The sequence below is a fragment of the Burkholderia sp. SRS-25 genome (assembly GCF_004343765.1).
Lineage (GTDB): Bacteria > Pseudomonadota > Gammaproteobacteria > Burkholderiales > Burkholderiaceae > Burkholderia > Burkholderia contaminans.
This window is the reverse complement of record NZ_PTXM01000008.1, coordinates 226,010-250,601: the sequence shown is the minus strand read 5'-3', so window position 1 is coordinate 250,601 and position 24,592 is coordinate 226,010. Positions and strand designations below refer to the sequence as shown.

The 24,592-nt window shown below is 67.0% G+C and carries 23 protein-coding genes; 18 read left to right on the top strand and 5 right to left on the bottom strand.

What is annotated here, in order from left to right; genetic code table 11:
- Positions 1-28: 28 nt before the first annotated feature.
- The 11 genes from C5O79_RS13125 to iscX all read left to right on the top strand — a co-directional run bounded on the left by C5O79_RS13125 (position 29) and on the right by iscX (position 8,386).
- Complete coding sequence (locus C5O79_RS13125; RefSeq protein ID WP_122474162.1) at positions 29-1,441, top strand: lactate utilization protein B; 1,413 nt, start codon at positions 29-31, stop codon at positions 1,439-1,441.
- A gap of 129 nt (positions 1,442-1,570) precedes the next feature.
- Complete coding sequence (locus C5O79_RS13120; protein ID WP_047850678.1) at positions 1,571-1,798, top strand: hypothetical protein; 228 nt, start codon at positions 1,571-1,573, stop codon at positions 1,796-1,798.
- Positions 1,799-1,889: 91 nt separating this feature from the next.
- The gene (locus C5O79_RS13115; RefSeq protein WP_046546058.1) at positions 1,890-2,372 is read left to right on the top strand and encodes a low molecular weight protein-tyrosine-phosphatase; all 483 of its coding nucleotides are present in this window, start codon (positions 1,890-1,892) and stop codon (positions 2,370-2,372) included.
- 115 nt (positions 2,373-2,487) lie between these two features.
- Positions 2,488-3,027, top strand: coding sequence for a Fe-S cluster assembly transcriptional regulator IscR (gene iscR / locus C5O79_RS13110; RefSeq protein WP_009691731.1), 540 nt, complete (start codon positions 2,488-2,490; stop codon positions 3,025-3,027).
- Positions 3,028-3,091: 64 nt separating this feature from the next.
- The gene (locus C5O79_RS13105) at positions 3,092-4,315 is read left to right on the top strand and encodes an IscS subfamily cysteine desulfurase (protein WP_046546057.1); all 1,224 of its coding nucleotides are present in this window, start codon (positions 3,092-3,094) and stop codon (positions 4,313-4,315) included.
- 68 nt (positions 4,316-4,383) lie between these two features.
- Positions 4,384-4,791, top strand: coding sequence for a Fe-S cluster assembly scaffold IscU (iscU, locus tag C5O79_RS13100; protein ID WP_011352562.1), 408 nt, complete (start codon positions 4,384-4,386; stop codon positions 4,789-4,791).
- A 64-nt stretch (positions 4,792-4,855) separates the two neighbouring features.
- On the top strand, positions 4,856-5,179 hold the full coding sequence (iscA, locus tag C5O79_RS13095) for an iron-sulfur cluster assembly protein IscA (protein ID WP_012492710.1): 324 nt from the start codon (positions 4,856-4,858) through the stop codon (positions 5,177-5,179).
- 97 nt (positions 5,180-5,276) lie between these two features.
- The gene (gene hscB / locus C5O79_RS13090; protein WP_042973645.1) at positions 5,277-5,804 is read left to right on the top strand and encodes a Fe-S protein assembly co-chaperone HscB; all 528 of its coding nucleotides are present in this window, start codon (positions 5,277-5,279) and stop codon (positions 5,802-5,804) included.
- Positions 5,805-5,858: 54 nt separating this feature from the next.
- Complete coding sequence (gene hscA, locus C5O79_RS13085; RefSeq protein ID WP_046546056.1) at positions 5,859-7,727, top strand: Fe-S protein assembly chaperone HscA; 1,869 nt, start codon at positions 5,859-5,861, stop codon at positions 7,725-7,727.
- An 88-nt stretch (positions 7,728-7,815) separates the two neighbouring features.
- Positions 7,816-8,157 carry an ISC system 2Fe-2S type ferredoxin gene (gene fdx, locus C5O79_RS13080; protein ID WP_046546055.1) on the top strand — a complete coding sequence of 114 codons (342 nt, stop codon included), beginning with the start codon at positions 7,816-7,818 and terminating at the stop codon, positions 8,155-8,157.
- A 19-nt stretch (positions 8,158-8,176) separates the two neighbouring features.
- Positions 8,177-8,386, top strand: a complete 210-nt coding sequence (iscX, locus tag C5O79_RS13075; protein ID WP_039364760.1) for a Fe-S cluster assembly protein IscX — start codon at positions 8,177-8,179, stop codon at positions 8,384-8,386.
- Positions 8,387-8,525: 139 nt separating this feature from the next.
- Here the strand turns inward: iscX and C5O79_RS13070 are convergent, their stop codons facing one another.
- The 5 genes from C5O79_RS13070 to C5O79_RS13050 form a co-directional block, all read right to left on the bottom strand.
- Complete coding sequence (locus C5O79_RS13070) at positions 8,526-9,269, bottom strand: glycine zipper 2TM domain-containing protein (RefSeq protein WP_046546054.1); 744 nt, start codon at positions 9,267-9,269, stop codon at positions 8,526-8,528.
- Between the two features lie 346 nt (positions 9,270-9,615).
- Positions 9,616-11,142, bottom strand: a complete 1,527-nt coding sequence (lysS, locus tag C5O79_RS13065; RefSeq protein ID WP_046546053.1) for a lysine--tRNA ligase — start codon at positions 11,140-11,142, stop codon at positions 9,616-9,618.
- An 82-nt stretch (positions 11,143-11,224) separates the two neighbouring features.
- A protein-coding gene (gene prfB / locus C5O79_RS13060) for a peptide chain release factor 2 (protein ID WP_111941483.1) occupies positions 11,225-12,329 on the bottom strand; the annotation gives its coding sequence in 2 pieces (ribosomal slippage) (positions 11,225-12,247 and positions 12,249-12,329; 1,104 coding nt in all).
- Between the two features lie 152 nt (positions 12,330-12,481).
- Positions 12,482-14,179, bottom strand: a complete 1,698-nt coding sequence (gene recJ, locus C5O79_RS13055) for a single-stranded-DNA-specific exonuclease RecJ (RefSeq protein WP_046546052.1) — start codon at positions 14,177-14,179, stop codon at positions 12,482-12,484.
- 14 nt (positions 14,180-14,193) lie between these two features.
- Positions 14,194-15,270: a hypothetical protein gene (locus C5O79_RS13050; protein WP_046546051.1), complete on the bottom strand. Its 1,077-nt coding sequence runs from the start codon at positions 15,268-15,270 to the stop codon at positions 14,194-14,196.
- A gap of 150 nt (positions 15,271-15,420) precedes the next feature.
- On the opposite strand from C5O79_RS13050, the gene C5O79_RS13045 reads away from it, so the two are divergent.
- The 7 genes from C5O79_RS13045 (at position 15,421) to kdsA (ending at position 24,550) form a co-directional block, all read left to right on the top strand.
- Positions 15,421-16,674: a lipoprotein-releasing ABC transporter permease subunit gene (locus C5O79_RS13045; protein WP_021157682.1), complete on the top strand. Its 1,254-nt coding sequence runs from the start codon at positions 15,421-15,423 to the stop codon at positions 16,672-16,674.
- Positions 16,675-16,729: 55 nt separating this feature from the next.
- Positions 16,730-17,425 (top strand): lipoprotein-releasing ABC transporter ATP-binding protein LolD, encoded by a 696-nt coding sequence (gene lolD, locus C5O79_RS13040; protein WP_046546050.1) that lies wholly within the window; start codon positions 16,730-16,732, stop codon positions 17,423-17,425.
- Positions 17,426-17,492: 67 nt separating this feature from the next.
- Entirely contained in the window at positions 17,493-18,281 is a 789-nt protein-coding gene (locus tag C5O79_RS13035) for a TatD family hydrolase (protein ID WP_047850681.1), read from the top strand.
- Positions 18,282-18,338: 57 nt separating this feature from the next.
- Positions 18,339-20,822, top strand: coding sequence for a DNA internalization-related competence protein ComEC/Rec2 (locus C5O79_RS13030; protein ID WP_122474161.1), 2,484 nt, complete (start codon positions 18,339-18,341; stop codon positions 20,820-20,822).
- Between the two features lie 190 nt (positions 20,823-21,012).
- Positions 21,013-21,858 (top strand): alpha/beta hydrolase, encoded by an 846-nt coding sequence (locus tag C5O79_RS13025; protein ID WP_046546047.1) that lies wholly within the window; start codon positions 21,013-21,015, stop codon positions 21,856-21,858.
- A 182-nt stretch (positions 21,859-22,040) separates the two neighbouring features.
- Positions 22,041-23,693 (top strand): CTP synthase, encoded by a 1,653-nt coding sequence (locus C5O79_RS13020; protein ID WP_046546046.1) that lies wholly within the window; start codon positions 22,041-22,043, stop codon positions 23,691-23,693.
- Positions 23,694-23,695: 2 nt separating this feature from the next.
- Positions 23,696-24,550, top strand: coding sequence for a 3-deoxy-8-phosphooctulonate synthase (kdsA, locus tag C5O79_RS13015; RefSeq protein WP_046546045.1), 855 nt, complete (start codon positions 23,696-23,698; stop codon positions 24,548-24,550).
- Positions 24,551-24,592: the final 42 nt, after the last annotated feature.

Genomic DNA, 24,592 nt, shown 5'->3' with positions numbered 1-24,592 from the left:
GTTCCGCTCACTTTTCCCCGATACCGCGATGCAAGTCCAATCGATGCATTTCAAGGCGCGCGCCGGCCAGAAGCTGGCCGACCAGCGCCTGCAGCAGAACCTGAAGAAGCTGTCGACGAAATTCGTGTCCGCGCGCGCCGACGCGATGACCGCGATCGATTTCCCGGCCACGCGTGCCGCGCTGAAGGAACGCCGCAACCGCGCGCTGGAGAACCTCGACGTGTGGCTCGAGGCGTTCGAGCGAGAGGCGACGCGGCGCGGTACGACGGTGCTGTTTGCCGAAACGACCGAGGATGCCGCGCGGCTCGTGGCCGATATCGCGCGCCGTCACGACGTGAAGAAGGTCATCAAGACCAAGTCGATGGTGTCGGAGGAAATGCGCCTGAACGCGGTGCTGGCGGAAATGGGCGTGCAGTCGATCGAGACGGATCTCGGCGAATACATCCTGCAGATCAACGACAATGAGCCGCCGAGCCATATCATTGCGCCCGTCGTGCACAAGGACAAGGACGAGATCGCCGACCTGTTCGCGCGCACGCACCATCGCGAGCGGCTCACCGAGATTCCGGACATGACGCGCGAGGCGCGCGAGGTGCTGCGCCCGCATTTCATGTCGGCCGACATGGGCGTGACGGGCGGCAACTTCGTGATCGCCGAGACCGGTTCGGTCGCGATCGTGACGAACGAAGGGAACGAGGGGATGTGCACGGTGATGCCGCGCGTGCATGTGGCGGTGACGGGCATCGAGAAGGTGCTGCCGACGCTCGAGGATCTCGCGACCGCGATGCGCCTGCTGCCGCGCTCCGCGACCGGGCAGAAGACGTCGAACTACTTTTCTTTGCTGACCGGGCCGCGCGGGCCGGGCGACGAGGATGGCCCCGAGCACAACTATGTCGTGCTCGTCGACGGCGGTCGCACGGGGCTGATCGGCGGCGAATTCCAGGAGATGCTGCGCTGCATTCGCTGCGGCGCATGCATGAACCATTGCCCGGTGTACCAGAAGGTCGGCGGCCACGCGTACGGCTGGGTTTACCCGGGGCCGATGGGGTCCGTGCTGACGCCGAGCTACGTCGGGCTCGACCGCTCGCTCGACCTGCCGCAGGCCGCGACGCTTTGCGGGGAGTGCGACAGCGTGTGCCCGGTCGGGATTCCGCTGTCGCACCTGTTGCGCACGCTGCGCGAGAAGCAGGTCGAGCGGCATCTGCGGCCGTGGCGCGAGCGGGCGGCGCTCGCCGCATGGGGCTTCTTCGCGCGCCGGCCGATGCTGTACGCGCTGACGACCAAGCTCGCGGTGCGCGTCCTCGAGCGGCTGGGCGGCAACGGCGGCACGCTGCGGCGCCTGCCGATGATGGGCGGCTGGATGGATACGCGCGACATGCCGACGCCGACCGGACGCACGTTCCGCGAGCTGTACGCGGCGTCGCAAAGCCACCTCGGCTGACAATTGTTCATCCGGCGACAACAGTACGTTCGCTATTTGCATATTTATCTCGATAGATGCGGTCTATAGAATCCTGTCTGTAGTCCCCGGAATTGGTTTTCGGGGTACGAGGTCAAGGAGGTCCGCATCATGAAAAAGACAATATCGATGTACTGGCCGCTGGCAATCGTCGTTCCGCTGGCCGCGGCTGCCTATCTGCATGCGATGGCCGACGCGCCGTCGCGTGGCCCGCTTGCCGTTCACCAGGCATCCGCCGAGCTGGCGCGTGCAGTGTCGTTCGGGCTGGTCGACGATGCCGCGAAGTCGCTGCCGCCGGCATCCGGCGACGTCGTGCTCGCCGCGCCGAAGGCGCTGTAATGCAGGGCGCCGTCGCTTTGCGCGGCGACGCGATTTCGGGCGCCTTTGTATAATGGCGCGTTGTTCTCCCGCGCGGCTTTCCGATAGTGCGATGACCCGCGTTTCGATCTGTTTCGTCTGTCTCGGCAACATCTGTCGTTCGCCCACTGCGGAAGGCGTGATGCGTCACCAGGTCGACGCGGCCGCGCTGGCCGACCGGATCGCGATCGATTCGGCTGGCACCGGCGACTGGCATGTCGGCGAGCCGCCCGATGCGCGTGCGCAGGCTGCCGCTCGCGGCCGTGGCTACGACCTGTCGGCGTTGCGTGCACGACAGGTGAGTGCGGCGGATTTCGAGCGCTTCGACCTGCTGCTCGCGATGGACGAAGCGAACCTCGCGGAGTTGCGCCGCCGTTGTCCGCAGCAGCATCGCGACAAGGTACGCCTGCTAATGGAATTCGCGCCGGATTCGACCGAAACCGAAGTGGCCGATCCCTATTTCGGCGGCACGCAGGGCTTCGAGCAGGTGCTCGATCAGGTCGAGCGCGCCTGCGCGGGCCTGCTGGAGACGCTCCGGGCCCGCACGGAGCGCTGATCGCGACGGAATTCAGCGGTCTGCGAATACCCTTTCAAAGACATGGATACTTGACTAAAAACGTCAAATATTTATACTTGACCAAAATCGTCAAGATTGCAGTCCCCTAGACACCATGAGACTCACCACCAAAGGCCGTTTCGCCGTCACGGCGATGATTGACTTGGCACTGCGCCAGGAGCAGGGCCCGGTGACGCTTGCAGGCATCAGCCAGCGCCAGCGGATTTCGCTCTCGTATCTCGAACAGTTGTTCGGCAAGCTGCGCAGGCATGAAATCGTCGAATCCGTGCGCGGCCCGGGCGGCGGCTACAACCTCGCGCGTCGCGCGCAGGACGTCACCGTTGCCGACATCATCATCGCGGTCGATGAACCGCTCGACGCCACGCAGTGCGGCGGCAAAGGCACGTGCGACGGCTCGAAGCAGCCCGACGGCCATTGCATGACGCACGAGCTGTGGTCGACGCTGAACCAGAAGATGGTCGAATACCTCGATTCGGTGTCGCTGCAGGATCTCGTCGATCAGCAGCGCGCTCGCGAGGGCGCACCCGCGGTGCTGCGCGACCGGCGCACGCCGGAGCCCGTTGCGGCGCCGGCCGAGCCGGTGCGGACGATGCCGCTCGGCCCCAATTCGGTGTTCAACATCGCGAGTTCGTGAGCGCGAATGCGCCGCCATACCCCATAACGCACATAGTCCCTGCACAGAATTCCCGGAGCGACAGATGACCCAAGACACTCTCCACCTGCCCATCTATATGGATTACAGCGCGACGACGCCGGTCGACCCGCGCGTGGTCGACAAGATGGTGCCGTACCTGCGCGAGCAGTTCGGCAACCCGGCGTCGCGCAGCCACGCGTATGGCTGGGACGCGGAGCGTGCGGTCGAGGAAGCGCGCGAGAACGTGGCCGCGCTCGTGAACGCGGATCCGCGCGAGATCATCTGGACGTCCGGCGCAACGGAATCGGACAACCTCGCGATCAAGGGTGCCGCGAACTTCTACAAGGGCAAGGGCAAGCACATCATCACGGTGAAGACCGAGCACAAGGCCGTGCTCGACACCTGCCGCGAGCTCGAGCGCGACGGCTTCGAAGTCACCTACCTCGACGTGAAGGACGACGGCCTGATCGACCTCGACGTGTTCAAGGCCGCACTGCGTCCGGACACGATCCTCGTGTCGGTGATGCACGTGAACAACGAGATCGGCGTGATCCAGGACATCGAGACGATCGGTGAAATCTGCCGCGAGAAGGGCATCGTGTTCCATGTCGACGCCGCACAGTCGACCGGCAAGGTCGCGATCGACCTCGCGAAGCTGAAGGTCGACCTGATGTCGTTCTCGGCACACAAGACCTACGGCCCGAAGGGCATCGGCGCGCTGTACGTGCGTCGCAAGCCGCGTGTGCGCATCGAGGCGCAGATGCACGGTGGCGGCCACGAGCGCGGCATGCGTTCGGGCACGCTGGCGACGCACCAGATCGTCGGCATGGGTGAAGCATTCCGCATCGCACGTGAAGAAATGGCGACGGAAAACGAGCGTATCCGCATGCTGCGCGACAAGCTGCTGCGCGGCCTGTCGCAAATCGAGGAAACGTACGTGAACGGCGACATGGAGCGCCGTGTCCCGCACAACCTCAACATCAGTTTCAACTTCGTCGAAGGCGAGTCGCTGATCATGGCGATCAAGGACGTCGCGGTGTCGTCGGGCTCCGCGTGCACGTCGGCGTCGCTGGAGCCGTCGTACGTGCTGCGTGCGCTCGGCCGCAACGACGAGCTAGCGCACAGCTCGATCCGCTTCACGGTCGGCCGCTTCACGACGGAGCAGGAAGTCGACTTCGTGATCAACCTGCTGAACAGCAAGATCGCGAAGCTGCGCGAACTCTCGCCGCTCTGGGAAATGCACCAGGAAGGCATCGATCTGTCGACGATCGAATGGGCCGCACACTGAGCGCCGGATTGAACATACCTGCGGGCGGATTCGCGCACGCAGACGTAACGAGTCAAGGAGTCTGAGTCATGTCTTACAGCAACAAGGTTCTGGATCACTACGAAAACCCGCGCAACGTCGGTTCGTTCGCGAAGGACGACGACACGGTCGGCACGGGCATGGTCGGCGCGCCGGCCTGCGGCGACGTGATGAAGCTGCAGATCCGCGTCGGCGCGGACGGCGTGATCGAAGACGCGAAGTTCAAGACCTACGGTTGCGGTTCGGCGATCGCATCGAGCTCGCTCGTCACCGAATGGGTGAAGGGCAAGACGCTCGACGAAGCACTGTCGATCAAGAACACGCAGATCGCAGAAGAACTCGCGCTGCCGCCGGTGAAGATTCACTGCTCGATCCTCGCGGAAGACGCGATCAAGGCAGCCGTGGCCGACTACAAGAAGCGCCACGACACCACGGAAGGCGATCAGGCAGCAGCCTGAGCGGCATCGAGCGGCTTCAGAAGGAACGCGGCGGGCCCCGGTGGCGTGCCGCGGCAAGGACATCATGGCAATTACACTGACCGAAAAAGCAGCACAGCACGTGCAGAAATACCTCGTCCGTCGCGGCAAGGGTATGGGCCTGCGGCTTGGCGTTCGCACGACCGGGTGCTCGGGGCTCGCGTACAAGCTCGAGTATGTCGACGAGCTGGCTCCCGAGGATCAGGTATTCGAGAGCCATGGCGTGAAGGTGATCGTCGATCCGAAGAGCCTGGCCTACATCGACGGCACCGAGCTCGACTTCGCACGTGAAGGCCTGAACGAAGGGTTCAAGTTCAACAACCCGAACGTGAAGGACGAGTGCGGTTGCGGCGAATCGTTCCGCGTGTGACCACGCGGATCTCCGCGCGATGCGGGCAAGAGGCGGCACGGGCCGCCTTTTTAATGTGCGGCGTTTGCCGCGCGACGAAACGGAATTGAACGCGACGATGGTCTCGCTGAAAGACAGCCATTTCGACCTGTTTCACCTGCCGGCGCAATTCGCGCTCGACGAGACGGCGCTCGACGCTGCCTATCGGACGGTGCAGACGCAGGTGCACCCGGATCGCTTCGCAGCGGCCGGCGACGCCCAGAAGCGCATCGCGATGCAATGGGCAACCCGCGCGAACGAGGCGTACCGGACGCTGCGCGATCCGCTGAAGCGTGCGTCTTATCTGCTGTCGCTGCGCGGCGTCGATATCGGCGCGGAAAACAACACCGCGATGGAGCCTGCGTTCCTGATGCAGCAGATGGAGTGGCGCGAGGGCATCGAGGATGCCGCGGCCGCCCGCAACGTCGACGCGCTCGACGCGCTGCTCGCCGAGTTGCGCGAAGAGCGGCGCGTGCGCGTGGAACGTCTCGGCACGCTGCTCGACAGCGGCGCCGATCAGGCGGCCGCCGAGGCCGTGCGCCAGCTGATGTTCATCGAACGGGTCGCGTCGGAAGTGGGCGCGCAGATCGAGCGCCTCGAAACTTAACCGCGTGCCTTGCGGCACGCGCAGCAAACGGGCCGTGCGCCCGAACGAACCAAGATGGCTTTACTGCAAATTTCCGAACCGGGCATGGCGCCGGCGCCGCATCAGCGGCGACTCGCCGTCGGGATCGATCTCGGCACGACGAACTCGCTCGTCGCTGCCGTGCGCAACAGCGTGCCTGAAGTCCTGCCGGACGAAGCCGGTCGCGTGCTGCTGCCGTCGGTGGTCCGCTATCTCGAGAAGGGCGGCCGACGCATCGGCCACGAGGCGAAAGAGCAGGCCGCGACCGATCCGCGCAACACGATCGTGTCGGTCAAGCGTTTCATGGGCCGCGGCAAGGCCGAGGTCGAAGGCGCGGCGAATGCACCGTACGAATTCGTCGATGCGCCGGGCATGGTGCAGATCCGTACCATCGACGGCGTGAAGAGCCCGGTCGAAGTGTCGGCCGAGATCCTCGCGACGCTGCGTTATCGCGCGGAAGATTCGCTTGGCGACGACCTGGTGGGCGCGGTGATCACGGTGCCGGCGTATTTCGACGAAGCGCAACGCCAGGCGACCAAGGATGCTGCGCGCCTCGCGGGCCTCAACGTGCTGCGCCTGCTGAACGAACCGACCGCTGCGGCGATCGCCTACGGTCTCGACAACGGGGCCGAAGGCCTCTACGCGGTGTATGACCTCGGCGGCGGCACGTTCGACCTGTCGATCCTGAAGCTGACGAAGGGCGTGTTCGAAGTGCTGGCCGCGGGCGGTGATTCCGCGCTCGGCGGCGACGATTTCGACCATGTGCTGTTCGATCACGTGCTCGCGCGGGCCGGTATCGATGCGAAGACGCTCGCGCCCGAGGACGTGCGCCTGCTGCTCGACCGTGTGCGCGTGCTGAAGGAAGCGCTGTCGTCCGCACCGGAGGCGTCGCTCGACGTCACGCTGTCAGGTGGCGCGCACCTCGTGCAGACGATCTCGCACGACACGTTTGCGTCGCTCGTCGAGCCGCTCGTGCAGCGCACGCTCACGCCGACCCGCAAGGCGCTGCGCGATGCGCAGGTCACGCCGGCCGACATCAAGGGCGTCGTGCTCGTCGGCGGCGCGACGCGCATGCCGGTGATCCGCGATGCGGTCGCGAAATATTTCGGCCAGCCGCCGCTCGTGAACCTCGATCCGGACCAGGTCGTCGCGCTCGGCGCGGCGATCCAGGCCGACCTGCTTGCAGGCAATCGCGGCACCGGCGACGACTGGCTGCTGCTCGACGTGATTCCGCTGTCGCTCGGTGTCGAGACGATGGGCGGCCTCGTCGAGAAGATCATTCCGCGCAACTCGACGATTCCGATCGCGCGCGCGCAGGAATTCACGACCTTCAAGGACGGCCAGACCGCGATGGCGATCCACGTCGTGCAGGGCGAGCGCGAGCTCGTCGCCGACTGCCGGTCGCTCGCGCGCTTCGAGCTGCGCGGCATTCCGCCGATGACGGCCGGCGCCGCACGCATCCGCGTGACCTACCAGGTCGACGCGGACGGCCTGCTGTCGGTGTTCGCCCGCGAGCAGTTGTCGGGCGTCGAGGCATCGGTCGTCGTGAAGCCGTCGTACGGTCTTGCCGACGACGACATCGCGAAGATGCTGGAAGACAGCTTCAAGACCGCCGAAATCGACATGCGCGCCCGCGCGCTGCGCGAAGCACAGGTCGAGGCCGAGCGGATGCTCGAGGCGACGCAGGCCGCGCTGGCGGCCGACGGCGAACTGCTCGACGCGGACGAACGCACGCAAGTCGACACGTTGGCCGCGGCGCTGCGCGCGGTCGCGCAAGGCGACGATACGAACGCGATCGAGGCGGCGACCAAGGCGCTGGCCGACGGCACCGACGAATTCGCGGCGCGCCGGATGGACAAGAGCATCAAGCGTGCGCTGTCGGGCCGCCGGCTCGACGAGATCTGAACGCAAGAACTGCGCATCGGCCGGCGACGGCCTGCGCGACAATGAACCGTGCGGCGCCTGGCGCCGCACCCTGACTGACGGAACGGACATGCCTCAAATGGTGGTGCTGCCTCACGTCGAACTGTGCCCGGATGGCGCAGTGATCGACGCGACGCCCGGCAAGAGTATCTGCGACAACCTGCTCGAACACGGGATCGAGATCGAGCATGCATGCGAGAAGTCGTGCGCGTGCACGACGTGCCACGTGGTGATCCGCGAAGGCTTCAACGAACTGACGCCGTCCGAGGAGGACGAGGACGATCTGCTGGACAAGGCGTGGGGCCTCGAGCCGACGTCGCGCCTGTCGTGCCAGGCGATCGTGAAGGAAGATTCGGACCTGGTGGTCGAGATTCCGAAGTACTCGATCAACCACGCGAAGGAAAACCACTGACAGGAACCGGAGGCAGGCGATGAAATGGACCGATTCGCGTGAAATAGCCATTGCGCTGGCGGACAAGCACCCGGACATCGACCCGCAGCGGATCAATTTCGTCGACCTGCGCCAGTGGGTGCTCGAGCTCGACGGATTCAACGACGATCCGAAGCACTCCGGCGAGAAGATCCTCGAGGCGATCCAGGCCCACTGGATCGACGAATCGGACTTCGACGACGAAGACTGAACCTGGCGGCCGCCGCAACGGCGCAGCTGGCCGGCAATGAAAAACGGCTCGTGAGCCATTGCTCACGAGCCGTTTTCGTTTTCAGGCCGCCTGCCCGCGCACGACATGCGGGCAGGGGGAGCCCGACGCGATCAGGCGACTACGCGCCGACCAGCGTGCCGTTCTCGATCCGCACGCGCTGGCCTTGGCCGAACGGCGGCGGGTTGTGGTACGTGAACGTGCGCGTCGCGCCGTTCTCCATCTGCACTTGGACCTGATAGTCGGTTTCCGCGCGCACCTGCTTTTCGACCTGGTTGCCGGCGAGACCGCCACCCAGCGCGCCGATGATCGTCATCGCGGTGCGGCCGTTGCCGTGACCGAACTGGTTGCCGAGCAGGCCGCCGGCTGCAGCGCCGCCCACGGCGCCGATCCCCGAGCTCTGGCCCGGCGTGCGCGTCTGCGAGATCGCGACGACCGTGCCGCAGCTCTGGCAGTAGCTCTGGGCCGGCGCCGACGGCTGCTGCGCGTATTGCGGCGGCTGCGGTGCCGTCGTATGGCGGCGATGCGGCGCGGCCGGGCGCGGCGCGGGCTTCGGTTCAGCCTGCGCGACGGCGGCCTTCTGCTCGGCAGCCTTTTGCTGCGCGGCGGCTTGTTCGGCTGCCTGCTGCTGGGCTTGCGCGGCCAGCGCAGCGCTGGCGGCCGCCGCCGTATCGACGGCCGGCTGCGATGCGATCAACGCGGCCTGGGTCTGACCATTCTGTGCATTGTTGCTGTTGGCCTTCGGGAAAATGCCCGTGATCGCTGCCGTCGCCGCGAGGCTGGCGACGATGACGGCGCCGGCGGCGGTGGCGATGAGCGGGTGGAGGCGTTGCTTTTGCGGCGTGGTCTGATTCTGGCTGTCCATTTTTTTCTCCGGTGTCGATCCGGGGCGGCACTGCGGGCCGGACCGGATCCCACGCTCGGGAGCGAGCAGACCTGGCGTTCCTGCGCCTGGTTCTGGTCCCGTGGTCATGCGTGGTGACGCAACAGGAGTGTCATCCACCGGCGCGCGGCGCACCGTATCAAGGTGTAACGAATTGCAGCGGGGTGCGCGCGCCCATGGCAGGGAAAACCCGCAGAACGCTGATGCGACGAGGGAATAAAACGGGGGAGGATCGAAAGCCGACGGACGCCGGCTGGCGGGACTTACGCGTCGTTACAAAGCTGACGCGTGCGCACCGCACGGCGCGGCGCACACGCGGGCGCGGCGATCAGTCTTCGCGGCGCAGGTGGGGGAACAGCAGCACGTCGCGGATCGTCGGGCTGTCGGTCAGCAGCATCACGAGACGGTCGATACCGATCCCGCAGCCGCCGGTCGGGGGCATCCCGTATTCGAGCGCGCGGATGTAGTCGGCGTCGAAGAACATTGCTTCCTCGTCGCCTGCGTCCTTCTGCTCGACCTGCTTCTTGAAGCGTGCGGCCTGGTCTTCCGGATCGTTCAGCTCCGAGAAGCCGTTCGCGATTTCGCGGCCGGTCATGAACAGCTCGAAACGCTCGGTGATGCCCGGCACCGTATCCGATGCGCGTGCGAGCGGCGACACCTCGACCGGGTAGTCGATGATGAAGGTCGGCTCCCACAGTTGCGCTTCGGCCGTTTCCTCGAACAGCGCGAGCTGCAGCGCACCGATGCCTGCGTTCAGGAACGCCGGCTGCGACACGTCGACGCCGAAGCGCTTCAGTTCGGTGCGCAGGAACGCGTCGTCCGACAGCTGGCCGTCGGTGTAGTCCGGCGCGTACTTCTGGATCGCCTGCGTGATCGTCAGGCGGTGGAACGGCTTCGCGAGGTCGAGCTCGCGGCCCTGGTACTGGATCGTCGCGGTGCCGAGCGCATCGATCGCCGCCTGGCGGATCAGCTGCTCGGTGAAGTCCATCAGCCAGCGGTAGTCGGTGTACGCGGCGTAGAACTCCATCATCGTGAATTCCGGGTTGTGACGCGGCGACACGCCTTCATTCCGGAAGTTGCGGTTGATTTCGAACACGCGTTCGAAGCCGCCGACGATCAGGCGCTTCAGGTACAGCTCCGGCGCGATGCGCAGGAACATCTGCATGTCGAGCGCGTTGTGATGCGTGACGAACGGCTTCGCGGCCGCGCCGCCCGGGATCGGGTGCAGCATCGGCGTCTCGACTTCCATGAACTCGGCGTTGTCCATGAACTTGCGGATCGACGCGATCGTCTTGGTGCGGGCGCGGAACGTGTCGCGCGTTTCCGGCGTGACGATCAGGTCGACGTAGCGCTGGCGGTAGCGCATTTCCTGGTCCGACAGGCCGTGGAACTTGTCCGGCAGCGGGCGCAGCGCCTTCGACAGCAGGCGCAGCTCCTTGCACTGGACCGACAGCTCGCCCTTGTTGGTGCGGAACAGCACGCCGCGCGCGGCGACGATGTCGCCGAGGTCCCACTTCTTGAATGCGTCGTAGGTTTCCGCACCGACGTCGTTCGGCGTCACGAAGAACTGGATCTGGCCCGAACCGTCCTGCACCGTCGCGAAACTTGCCTTGCCCATCACGCGCTTGAGCATCATGCGGCCGGCAACCGATACCTCGACCGGGTTCGCTTCGAGCGCGGCCTTGTCCGAATCGGCGAATTTCGCCTGCAGGTCGGCAGCGTGGTGCTCGGGCCGGAAATCGTTCGGGTAGGCGACGCCTTGCTCGCGCAGGGCGCGCAGCTTCTCGCGGCGCTCAGAGATGATCTGGTTTTCGTCCGCGGTGACGGCGGGCTGCGTTTGGGTCGGTTCGGTCATGATGGTCGGAATTCGGAGTGGGTGCGGCAACGCAAACGGGAAGGGCAAGGGGGCGCGACCCGGCAGGGTCGCGCCGCGGCGCTTACACGCCCTGTTTGAGGCTCGCGCTGATGAAGTCGTCGAGGTCGCCGTCGAGGACGGCTCGCGTGTTGCTCATTTCGACGTTCGTGCGCAGGTCCTTCACGCGGCTCTGGTCGAGCACGTACGAACGGATCTGGTGGCCCCAGCCCACATCGGTCTTGCTCGATTCGAGCTTGTCCTGTTCGGCCTGGCGCTTGCGCATTTCAACTTCGTACAGGCGCGATTTCAGCATCGCCATCGCTTCGGCGCGGTTGCGGTGCTGCGAGCGGTCGTTCTGGCACTGCACGACGATGCCGGTCGGCATGTGCGTGATCCGCACCGCGGAGTCGGTCTTGTTGATGTGCTGACCGCCCGCGCCCGATGCGCGGTACGTGTCGATGCGCAGGTCGGCCGGGTTGATCTCGACTTCGATCGAGTCGTCGATTTCCGGGTAGACGAACACCGACGAGAACGACGTGTGGCGGCCGCCCGACGAGTCGAACGGCGACTTGCGCACGAGGCGGTGAATGCCCGTTTCGGTGCGCAGGAAGCCGTACGCGTATTCGCCCGAGACCTTGACCGTCGCGTTCTTGATGCCGGCGACGTCGCCGTCGGACTCTTCGAGCACTTCGGCCTTGAAGCCCTTGCGTTCGCAGTAGCGCAGGTACTGGCGCAGCAGCATCGATGCCCAGTCGCACGCTTCGGTGCCGCCGGCGCCGGCCTGGATGTCGATGAAGCAGTTGTTCGGGTCGGCCGGGTTCGAGAACATCCGGCGGAACTCGATGTCACCCACGCGCGCCTCGAGCTTGGCAGCGTCTTCTTCCGACGCGACGAGCGTGTCCTCGTCGCCTTCCTCGCGGGCCAGCTCGAACAGGTCGAGCGCGTCGCGCAGGTCGCCATCGAGCGCGGTGAGCGTCGTGACGACGCCCTCGAGCAGCTTCTTCTCGCGACCGAGCGCCTGGGCGTTCTTCGAATCGTTCCAGACGTTCGGGTCTTCGAGTTCCTTGTTGACTTCGGTCAGACGCGCAGCTTTGGCGTCGTAGTCAAAGATACCCCCGGAGCTCGCCCGCGCGGTTGCGCAGGTCGAGCAGGGAGCTTTCGATCGCGTTGAGACGTTCCGCTTCCATGATCGTTCGCTATTCTTGCTTCGTAAAAAAGCGGAATTATAGCCGATCGGCGGGGTTGCCCGGTGACGCAAACGATGCTCGCACGCGCGCCGCGGCCCCGTCCGGCGCGGCGTGCATGCATCGGCGGGCATTGCGGGCCGGGCGGCCCGCGCTCAGCCGGCCGCGTGTTCGACGATCAGCTGGACGCGCGTGACGCCGTTCCACGTGTCGGCGACGAGGCGGTAGGCGACCAGTGCGCTCTCCGGCAGCGGCTCCGTGTGGTTGAACCAGATCGCGTTGAAGCGTTGCCGGCCGCGCGCCAGCTGCAGTTTCAGATGCTTTTCCTTCACGAGCGACTGCGACACGACGTCGAATTCGCCCGAGAAAAGCGGGGCCGGAAAACCTTGCCCCCAGACGGCCTCGTCGAGCAGCCCGACGAACTGCGGCGTGAAGTACGCGTCTTCGAGTTCGCCGTCGGTTTCGATCACGCGGGCGAGCGCGTCGTCGGACAGCCATTCGCGCGCGACGGCCTCGAACGCGGCCGCGAAGCGGGGCACGTTCTCGGTGTCGAGCGTGAGGCCGGCCGCCATCGCGTGGCCGCCGAACGCGACGATCAGGTCCGGTTCGCGTTTCGACACGAGGTCGAGCGCGTCGCGCAGGTGGAAGCCTGGAATCGAGCGGCCCGAACCCTTGACCCGCTTGCCTTCGTCGTCCGCATGCGCAAACGTGAACGACGGGCGGTGGAATTTTTCCTTGAGCCGGCCGGCGACGATGCCGATCACGCCCTGATGCCACTCGGGGTTGAAGAGGGTGATCGTGCACGCGTCGGCCGGATCGACGTCGGCGAGATCGGCGAGCGCCTGCTGCTGCATGCCGGCTTCGATTTCGCGGCGTTCCCGGTTCATCACGTCGAGCTGCTGCGCGAGATCCCATGCGCGGCCGATATCGTCGGTGATCAGGCACTCGATGCCGAGCGACATGTCGGACAGCCGCCCGGCGGCGTTCAGGCGCGGGCCGAGGCCGAAGCCGAGGTCGAAGCCCGATGCCGTGCGCGCTTCGCGCGCGGCGGCCCGGAACAGCGCGGCGACGCCTGGCTGCATGCGGCCGTTGCGGATGCGCTGCAGCCCCTGCGCAACCAGCACGCGATTGTTGCCGTCGAGCCGCACGACGTCGGCGACGGTGCCGAGCGCGACGAGGTCGAGCAGGCCGTCGAGACGCGGCTCGGCTTCCTTGCTCGCGAACGCGCCGCGGCGACGCAGCTCGGCGCGCAGTGCGAGCAGCACGTAGAACATCACGCCGACGCCGGCGAGGTGCTTGCTCGGGAACGCGCAGCCGGGCTGATTCGGGTTGACGATCGCGCGCGCGGCCGGCAGCGCGTCGCCGGGCAGGTGGTGATCGGTCACGAGCACGTCGATGCCGCGCGCATTCGCGGCTTCGACGCCCGTCACGCTCGCGATGCCGTTATCGACGGTGATCAGCAGGTCGGGCTTGCGCGCGGCGGCGAGTTCGACGATCTCGGGCGTGAGGCCGTAGCCGTATTCGAATCGGTTCGGCACCAGGTAGTCGATCTGCGCGCCGAACATCCGCAGGCCGCGCACCGCGACTGCGCACGCGGTTGCCCCGTCGCAGTCGTAATCGGCGACCACGAGCAGGCGCCGCTTGTCGGCGATCGCGTCGGCGAGCAGCGATGCGGCGTCGGCGCAGCCTTTCAGCTCGGTGGGCGGAACGAGTCGCGCCAGCGCGGTTTCGATGTCGGCGGGGGACTGCACGCCGCGCGACGCGTACAGGCGTGCAAGGACGGGATGCAGGCCATGGCGCGCGAGCACTTCGGCGTCGGCGGGCGCGACGGGACGGGTAACGATCCGGGTCATTCGGGGTCTGCTTGTTATTCGAACAGGGAGGCCAGCGCGCGGCGGCGCCAGAACTTGCGCAGATCGCCGCGCGTCGCGTGCAGCGTCACGGAGCTCGTATCGCCGCACAGCGTGAAATCGACGCTCGCGAGCTCGCCGTTCTGCAGCGCGGCAAGGGCCGGCGCGAACCAGTCGCGCTCGAGCGCGACGAGTCCGTCGTGCCAGCGCGCCCAGTCCTGCTCGATGAACGGGGTGGTCAGCACCGGCAGTTCGACGAGCGTCGCGCCATCTGCGGCGGGCAGTGCGCCGAACACGGCAGGCGGCGCGCCGGCGTCGGCTTGCGCGGCGCGCGCGAGGCCGAGCGCCGCGGGCGATGCGGACAGCACGCGCGCGAACGGCTTGCCGACCGGCTTCAGCGTGCCCTGCGCATGAAACCAGATCGAATTGACGGCCGGCAGGCCACGCGCCTCGCGGGCCTCGTTGACCGGGTGCTGGAACCACGCCATCTGCACTTCGTTCTGCAGCTTCATCCACATCCGCGAGCGCTCGCCCGTATGGGCCTCGTGCGGCAGCCAGATCTCGATGTTGCGGCCGCTCGCGCGCAGCGGTGCGGCGCCGGCCAGGCGAGCGAGCTGCCCGCTCGACAGGTACCAGCGTGACGGGTTCGGTGCCTCGAGCCGGACGCCGAGCTCCTCGATCAGCGGCCGCGCGACCGCGAGCAGCGCGGCTGCGTCGCCTTCGTCGAGTGCGAGGGCCGCCGGGTCGACGAGCACCAGGTGATCGTGCGCGATTTCGACGTGGACGGGCTCGACGCAGGCCCACGCGTGCGTGGCGGGGTCGCCGCCGTCCGCCAGCAGCATGTAGGGCGCGAGCGGCGCCTCGTCCGCGGCGTTGCCCTGGGTGGCGCCGAACTGGCGGGCCAGCCAGCGCTCGTGTGGCAGCGTGCGCTGGAAGTCTTCGCCGGCCACGCGCTCGACGAGGCTGGCGCGGGCGAGCAACTTTTCGAGCGCGGGGCTGTCCAGCGTATGCAGGGACGAGGCCGCATCGGCCGCCGACGGCAGCGCGAACGGAACGAGAAAATGGAGGCGTCGGTCGTGCATGATGGTGCGCATTGTATGGCAAACTGCGCGCGTGATCGGGCCGGCTGACGGCCCGTTCGCGTCCGGCGGCCGTTTTTCGACCGTGCCCGGGCCGGTGGCCGCCACCGGGCGGCGGTCCGGCCGCGGGGCGCCTCCCCGCCGTAACCAGCAGAAAGGATTCGCTTGAAACTTCCGTACGAATGGCAGATCGGCTGGCGCTACACGCGCGCCGGCAAACGCACGACCGGTAACGGCTTCATTTCCTTCATCGCGCTCGTGTCGATGCTCGGGATCGCGCTCGGCGTCGCGGCGCTGATCGTCGTGCTGTCGGTGATGAACGGCTTCCAGAAGGAGGTGCGCGACCGCATGCTGTCGGTGCTCGCGCACGTCGAGGTGTTCTCGCCGACGGGCTCGATGCCCGACTGGCAACTGACCGCGCAGGAAGCGCGGCGCAATCCGTCGGTGATCGGCGCGGCGCCGTACGTCGACGCGCAGGCGCTGCTCACCCGCCAGGACGCGGTCAGCGGCGTGATGCTGCGCGGCGTCGAGCCGACGCTCGAGCCGCAGGTGTCGGACATCGGCAAGGACATGAAGGCGGGCCAACTGGCTGCGCTGGTGCCGGGCCAGTTCGGCATCGTGCTGGGCGATGCGCTCGCGGGCAATCTCGGCGTGACGGTCGGCGACAAGGTCACGCTGGTCGCGCCGGAAGGTTCGATCACGCCGGCCGGCATGATGCCTCGGCTGAAGCAGTTCACGGTCGTCGGCGTGTTCGAGTCCGGGCACTACGAATACGACAGCACGCTCGCGATGATCAACATCCGCGACGCCGAGGCGCTGTTCCGGATGGCCGCGCCGACCGGCGTGCGGTTGCGGCTGAAGGACATGCAGAAGGCGCCGGACGTGGCGGTCGAGTTGTCGCATACGCTGTCGGGCAGCCTGTACATCCGCGACTGGACCCAGCAGAACAAGACGTGGTTCTCGGCCGTGCAGATCGAAAAGCGGATGATGTTCATCATCCTCACGCTGATCATTGCGGTGGCCGCGTTCAACCTCGTGTCGTCGCTCGTGATGACGGTGACCAACAAGCAGGCCGACATCGCGATCCTGCGCACGCTCGGCGCGCAGCCGGGGTCGATCATGAAGATCTTCGTCGTGCAGGGCGTGACGATCGGCTTCGTCGGTACGGCGTCGGGCGTCGCGCTCGGGTGCCTGATCGCGTGGAGCATCCCGTGGCTGATCCCGATGATCGAACACCTGTTCGGCGTGCAGTTCCTGCCGCCGTCCGTGTACTTCATCAGCGAGTTGCCGTCCGAACTCGTCGCGAGCGACGTGATCCGGATCGGGCTGATCGCGTTCGCGCTGTCGGCGGTCGCGACGCTCTATCCGAGCTGGCGCGGCGCGAAGGTGAAGCCGGCGGAGGCGCTCCGCTATGAATGATCGCGCGACCGCATTCGCGGATTCACGACAACACAACAAACAGGATTCGGCAGGTATGCAGGAATACGTGCTTCAGGCGCGCGGGATCACGAAGGCGTTCGTGCAGGGCGGCTTCAACGTGCAGGTGCTCAACAATACCGAGCTGACGGTGCGGCGCGGCGAGAAGCTCGCGATCGTCGGCGCGTCGGGGTCCGGCAAGAGCACGCTGCTGCACGTGCTGGGCGGGCTCGACGAGCCCAGCGCCGGCGAAGTGTCGCTGCTCGGCAAGCCGTTCACGCAACTCGCCGAGCGCGAGCGCAACGAACTGCGCAACCGTGCGCTCGGTTTCGTCTACCAGTTTCATCATCTGCTGCCCGAGTTCACCGCGCTCGACAACGTCGCGATGCCGCTGCGCATTCGCCGGATGACGACCGAGGACGCGCGCGAGCAGGCCCAGGCGATGCTCGAGCGCGTCGGTCTCGGCCCGCGTGCGAAGCACCGGCCGGGTGAGCTGTCGGGCGGCGAGCGGCAGCGCGTGGCGATCGCTCGCGCGCTGGTCACGAATCCCGCGTGCGTGCTCGCCGACGAGCCGACCGGCAATCTCGACGGCACGACGGCCGATACGGTGTTCAACCTGATGCTCGAGCTGTCCGAGACGCTCGAAACGAGCTTCGTGATCGTCACGCACGATCCCGATCTCGCCGCGCGCTGCGACCGCATCATGCGGTTGCGCGACGGTGTGCTGCACGAGGAGCCGGCGCTGCCGGTGTAAGAAGCGAACGCGCTTGGGCTGCTGCCGGAGTGGTCCCGGTGCAGCGCCAGGGCGCAGGACTGCCGCCATGTGGATCGACACGCACTGCCATCTCGACGCCGCCGAATTCGATGCCGACCGCGACGCGGTCGCGCACGCGGCGCGCGCGGCCGGCGTGTCGCGCATCGTGATCCCCAGCGTCGGGCGCGACAACTTCACGACGGTGCGCGAACTCGCGCAACGTACGCCGGGCGCGGTCTACGCGCTAGGCATCCATCCGATGTATACGCCACGCGCACGCGACGAGGATCTCGACCTGCTGCGCATGGAGATCGAGGCGAGCCTCGACGATCCGCGCTTCGTCGCGATCGGCGAGATCGGCCTCGACTATTTCGTGCCGGGGCTCGACGAAGATCGGCAGCAGTTCTTCTACCAGGGGCAGCTCAAGCTGGCGCGCGAATTCGACCTGCCCGTGCTGTGTCACGTGCGCAAGTCACAGGATCGGGTGCTGGCCGGACTGCGCCGTTTGGGCGTGCGGCGCGGTATCGCGCATGCGTTCAACGGCAGTTTCCAGCAGGCCGAAGCGTTTCTCGCGCAAGGGCTGCATCTCGGTTTCGGCGGCAACGTGACCTTCTCGCGCGCGCTGCAGATCCGCCGGCTCGCGACGGAGTTGCCGCTCGACGCGCTCGTCGTCGAGACCGACGCACCCGACATCGCGCCCGAATGGGCATACAAATCCCGCAACACACCCGACCAGGTGCCGCGCATCGGCGACGTGCTCGCCGAGCTGCGTGGGCTCGACGCCGGCGCGGTGTCCCTATGCACTTCGGCTAACGCGCTCGCCGCGCTGCCGCGACTCGCACTTTCGTCCGCATAATCGTTGCCCTGATGCGCCGCATTCTCGATGGCGGCGTCGGGTCGACGAGGAGGGGCGATGCGCGTGTGGTGGATCGCGTTCGCGCTCGGCGTGGTCGTACTGCAGCGGCAGGCGGCGTTGCCGGGTGCGCTCGCATGGACGATCGGTGTGGCCGGGCTCGCGGGTTGCGCGGTGCTGAGCGTGTGGTGCATGCGTCGCCGGCGTACACGCAAGACCGCCATGTTCGGATGGATGCTGTGTGCGCTCGCGGCGTGCGATGCAGGGTTCGGTTACGCGGCCGCACGGGCCGAATGGCGGCTGCGCGATAGCTTGCCCGTCGAGTGGGAAGGGCGCGACATCGTCGTCACCGGCGTGATTCGCGGGCTGCCCGTGATCGACGAGACAGGCGCGCGGCTGCTGTTCGCGGTCGAGTCGAACGATGCGGGGCTGGCCCGTTTCCCGCCGCTGATCCGGCTTTCGTGGCGCGCGTATGGCGCATCGGCGACACGCGATCCACTTCCCGACCTGCGCGCCGCACAGCGCTGGCGTTTCGTCGTGCGCCTGAAGCGCCCGCATGCCGAGGCCAATCCGGGTGTGCGCGACAGCGAGGCGGCGTGGCTGGCCGCAGGCATACGCGCGATCGGTTATGTCAGCGCGCCCCGGCGGGCGGAAATGCACGATGCGCGCGCAGCGGGATGGCGTGCGTCGATCGATCGGCTGCGCGACGTGCTGCGCGCGCGCATCGGCGAGTCGCTCGGCAGCGACGCCGGTCATCGCGGCATCGTCGCCGCGCTCGCGATCGGCGACCAGTCTGGCATCGGCGATGACGACTGGCACGTGCTGCGCAGCACGGGCACGAGCCACCTCGTCGCGATTTCCGGCCTTCATGTCGGGCTCGTCGGCGCGATCGCGGGCGGGCTCGTGTCGATGGTCTGGCGTCGCCTGCGATGGCGCACACGGGCTGCAACGCTCGCGTTTCCGGCACCGTACGCAGCCGCGCTCGCCGCGCTGGCAGCCGCGGCCGGCTATGCGGCGCTTGCCGGCTTCAACGTGCCGGCGCAGCGCGCATGGTGGATGATCGCGGCCGGCGGCATTGCGTACCTGGCCGGGCGCAGCGTACCGACTTCCGCCGTGCTGTGCGCGGCGCTCGGCGGCGTGCTGCTTGCCGACCCGTGGGCCGTGCTGTCGGCCGGATTCTGGCTGTCGTTCGGGGCGGTCGCCGTGATCCTGCTGGCCATTGCCGGCTTGCGTGCCGCGCGCGAGGCCGATGCGGAAAGCGGGGAGGGCGACGGCACGGCCGGCTTGTCGAGCCGGTTGCGCGGGTGGGGGGCACGCGCCGCGCGCCGTATCGCCGAAGCCACGCGCGTGCAGTACGCGGTGACGATCGGTCTCGCGCCGCTGACGGCCGCATGGTTCGCTCAAATATCGTTGTCGGGCCCGTTCGGCAACGCGTTCGCGATTCCGTGGGTCAGCTCGGTCGTGACGCCCGTCGTGCTGGCCGGTATCGCGCTGCCCGCGCCGTTCGATGCATACGCGTTCCGGCTTGCGCATGCGGCGCTCGAACCGATGATGACGCTGCTCGGATACCTCGCCGACTGGCCGGCCGGCGTATTCTGGCTGCGCATGCCCGACTGGCCGGTGCTGGTGCTGGCCTGCGTGGGCGTCGCATGGGCGCTGATGCCGCGCGGCTGGCCGTTGCGCTGGGCGGCCCCGATCACGTGGCTGCCGCTCGTCGCGCCGGCGTCTGATGCGCCGCCGCCGGGCAGCTTCCGGCTGACCGTTTTTGACGTCGGGCAGGGCGCGTCGGTGCTGGTGGAGACTGCGCGGCGCACCTTGCTGTTCGATGCGGGGCCGGGCGCGGAGTCGACCCACGCCGGCGCGCGGATCGTCGCGCCGGCGTTGCGTGCACGCGGCATCGCGGTGATCGATTCGCTCGTGCTCAGTCACGCGGATGCCGATCACGCGGGCGGTGCACCGGCCGTCTATGCGGCAGCCGACGTGCGCCAACTGCTGGCCGGCATCGTGCCGAACAGCCGGTTGTGGCGCGATGCGGCCGCCGCCGGCGTCGCCGACCGGCTGCCGTGCGCGGCCGGACAGCGTTGGACCTGGGACGGCGTCGCGTTCACGATGCTGTGGCCGCAAGGCGGCCCGGGCGCGGGCTCGTCGAACGGGCGGTCGTGCGTGCTGCGGATCGACGCGGGCGAGACGTCCGCGCTGCTGACGGGCGACGTCGATGCGCGCGGCGAACGCCGGCTCGTGGACGCTGCGCGCGACGCGCTGGCCGCGCAGATCCTGGTCGTTCCGCACCACGGCAGCCGTACGTCGTCGGTCGAGCCTTTCCTCGATTCGGTCGGGCCGCGCGTCGCGGTATTTCCTGTAGGCTATCGCAATCGTTTCGGGCATCCGCACCGGACGGTGCTCGCCCGTTACGAGGCGCGCGGGATCCCGCTGCCGCGCACCGATCGCGACGGCGCCGTGCGGTTCGACGTCGCGCCGGCCGACGGCGGGTTTGCCTTTGAGCGTCATCGCGACGTTCGGCGACGGTACTGGATGGATCGGTGAGCGCGGCGTAAGCCGGCGTGTCGATAAAGATGGCCCGGGATCCGCGCTCAATGCCGAAGCGTGGGCCCGGCAGAACGCGAAGCATGGGACGATAGTAAGTGCTAAAGCACTAACTCTCGTCGACTGCCAAGCATGGGACCGGAGTAAGCGCTGAAGCGCCAACTCCGGTCGACAAAGGAGACATCGGCGTTTGAAGGACATCCTCCACTTCTCGCATGCGAACGGCTTTCCGGCGTCGACGTACCGCACGATCTTCGCCGAGCTGGCCGACGACTACGAGCTGCGCTACATCGAACGGATCGGCCACGACCGCCGCTACCCGGTGACGCGCGACTGGCCGCATCTCGTCGAGCAACTGCTCGACGACATCGGCAGCCGCTACGAGCGTCCCGTCTGGCTCGTCGGCCATTCGCTCGGCGGCTACCTGTCGCTGATGGCCGCGCTGAAGAAACCGCAATGGGTGCGCGGGGTCGTGATGATCGATTCGCCGATCATCGCGGGCTGGCGCGCCGGGGCATTGCGCGCGAGCCAGTGGGCGGGGCTCGACGAGCGGCTGTCGCCGGCCGCCGCGACGCGCAACCGGCGTACGCACTGGGTAAGCCGTGACGAAGTCTGGCGGCACTTCCGCGAGAAACCGGCGTTCGCCCGCTGGGACGAACGGATGCTGGCCGACTACATCGACTACGGGATTCCACAGGCCGGTGCCGACGGCGAGCGCTCGCTCGCGTTCGACCGGCAGGTCGAATACCTGATCTACCGGACGCTGCCGCACACGCTCGGCCCGCGGCTCGCACATGGCGCGCCGGTGCCGCTCGGCTTTCTTGCCGGCACGCGTTCGCGCGAAGTGCGCCAGGTCGGGCTCGATGCGACACGCCGCGCGGCGCGCGGCCGCGTCGAATGGCTGGAAGGCAGCCACCTGTTTCCGATGGAGCGGCCGCTCGAGACCGCCCGTGCATTGCAGCGGATGCTGAATTCGCTGAAGGCGGCGGAGGGCGATGTGTCGCAGGGCGTCACCCCGCTCGCGAAGCGCGCGTGACGCACGGTTTCGCGGCCGGTGCGCCGCCTCCGGCACGCGCGGTTGCACCGGCCCGGCGGGCGGCTTCGTCCCGGCGCGCACGGCTGGTGCGGGTCGGCGCGAAAGGGCGGGATCATCACGCCAATTGCTGAGAGAAGGGCGGCCTTTACGGTATAATCCGTTTTTCCCGCGAGCATCCAGCGATGACCAAATATGTTTTCGTCACCGGCGGCGTAGTTTCTTCCCTTGGCAAGGGTATTGCCGCCGCTTCCCTCGCCGCGATCCTTGAATCGCGCGGTCTGAAAGTCACCCTCCTCAAACTCGATCCCTACATCAACGTCGACCCCGGCACGATGAGCCCGTTCCAGCACGGCGAAGTGTTCGTGACGGAAGACGGAGCGGAGACCGACCTCGACCTCGGCCACTACGAGCGCTTCATCAGCACGAAGATGCGCAAGGCCAACAACTTCACGACCGGCCAGATCTACGAATCGGTGATCCGCAAGGAACGCCGCGGCGACTATCTCGGCAAGACCGTGCAGGTCATTCCGCACATCACGAACGAAATCCAGGCGTTCATCGAGCGCGGGGCCGCGTCGGCCACCTGCGGTGAGCCGGATGTCGCGATCGTCGAGATCGGCGGTACGGTCGGCGACATCGAGTCGCTGCCGTTCCTTGAAGCCGCGCGCCAGATGAGCCTGCGCCTCGGCCGCAACAGCGCGTGCTTCGTGCACCTGACGCTGGTGCCGTACGTCGCGACGGCCGGCGAGCTGAAGACGAAGCCGACCCAGCACAGCGTGCAGAAGCTGCGCGAGATCGGCATCCTGCCGCACGTGCTGCTGTGCCGTGCCGACCGCCGCATTCCGGACGACGAATCGAAGAAGATCTCGATGTTCTCGAACGTGCCGGAAGACGCCGTGATCTCGGTGTGGGACGCCGACAGCATCTACAAGATTCCGCAGATGCTGCACGACCAGGGCCTCGATCGCATCATCTGCGAGGAACTGAAGCTGTCGCCGAAGGACGCCGACCTGACCATGTGGTCGGAGCTCGTCGAGAAGCTCGAGAACCCGAAGCACGAAGTGACGATCGGCATGGTCGGCAAGTATGTCGACCTGACCGAGTCGTACAAGTCGCTGATCGAAGCGCTGCGCCACGCATCGCTGCACACGTCGACCAAGGTCAACATCGAATACATCGACTCGGAAGAAATCGAGACGAACGGTGTCGACAGCCTGAAGCATCTCGACGCCGTGCTGGTGCCGGGCGGTTTCGGCCGTCGCGGCACGGAAGGCAAGATCGCGGCGATCCGCTATGCGCGTGAAGCGAAGGTGCCGTATCTCGGCATCTGCCTCGGCATGCAGCTCGCGGTGATCGAGTTCGCGCGCGACGTCGTCGGCCTGAAGCAGGCGAACAGCACGGAATTCGAGCCGGACACGCCGGAACGCGTGGTCGCGCTGATCACCGAATGGTACGACCGCGACGGCAAGGTCGAGACGCGCACCGAGGAGTCCGATCTGGGCGGCACGATGCGCCTGGGTTCGCAGCGCTGCCCGATCAAGCCGGGCACGATGGCGGAAGAGATCTACGGCAAGGACGTGAACGAGCGCCATCGCCACCGTTATGAAGTCAATAACCGCTTCGTGCCCCAGCTCGAAGCAGGCGGCCTTATCATCAGCGCCCGTACCCCGAGCGAGGATCTGCCGGAAATGATGGAGCTGCCGCGTTCGATGCACCCGTGGTTCGTCGGCGTCCAGTTCCACCCGGAATTCACGTCCACGCCGCGTGACGGCCATCCCCTCTTCAAGTCGTTCGTCGAAGCTGCGCTTGTCAACAAGCAAGCGCGCGGAGTGTAAGCATGAAGCTGTGCGATTTCGAGGTCGGTCTCGACAAGCCTTTCTTCCTGATCGCGGGTACCTGCGTGGTCGAATCGGAGCAAATGACGATCGACACGGCGGGCCGCCTGAAGGAGATCTGCGCGAAGCTGAACATTCCGTTCATCTACAAGTCGTCCTACGACAAGGCGAACCGCAGCTCGGGCAAGTCGTTCCGTGGCCTCGGAATGGACGAGGGCCTGCGGATCCTGTCCGAGGTGAAGCGCCAGCTCGGGCTGCCGGTGCTGACCGACGTGCATTCGATCGAGGAGATCGAGCAGGTCGCGTCGGTCGTCGACGTGCTGCAGACGCCGGCGTTCCTGTGCCGCCAGACCGATTTCATCCATGCGTGCGCGCGCTCGGGCAAACCCGTCAACATCAAGAAGGGCCAGTTCCTCGCGCCGCACGACATGAAGAACGTGATCGACAAGGCGCGCGAAGCGGCTCGTGAAGCGGGGCTGTCGGAAGATCGCTTCATGGCGTGCGAGCGCGGTGTCTCGTTCGGCTACAACAATCTGGTGTCGGACATGCGTTCGCTCGCGATCATGCGCGAGACGAGCGCGCCGGTCGTGTTCGATGCGACCCATTCGGTGCAACTGCCGGGCGGGCAGGGCACGAGCTCGGGCGGCCAGCGCGAATTCGTGCCGGTGCTCGCACGTGCGGCGGTCGCGACGGGCGTCGCGGGCCTGTTCATGGAGACGCACCCGAATCCGGCCGAGGCAAAGTCGGATGGCCCGAACGCGGTGCCGCTGAACCGGATGAGCGCGCTGCTGGAGACCCTCGTCACGCTCGACCAGGCGGTGAAGCGCAATCCGTTCCTGGAAAACGATTTCAATTAAAGATCGAATGAACCTTGCGACGGCTTCGCGCGTCAGTAGCGA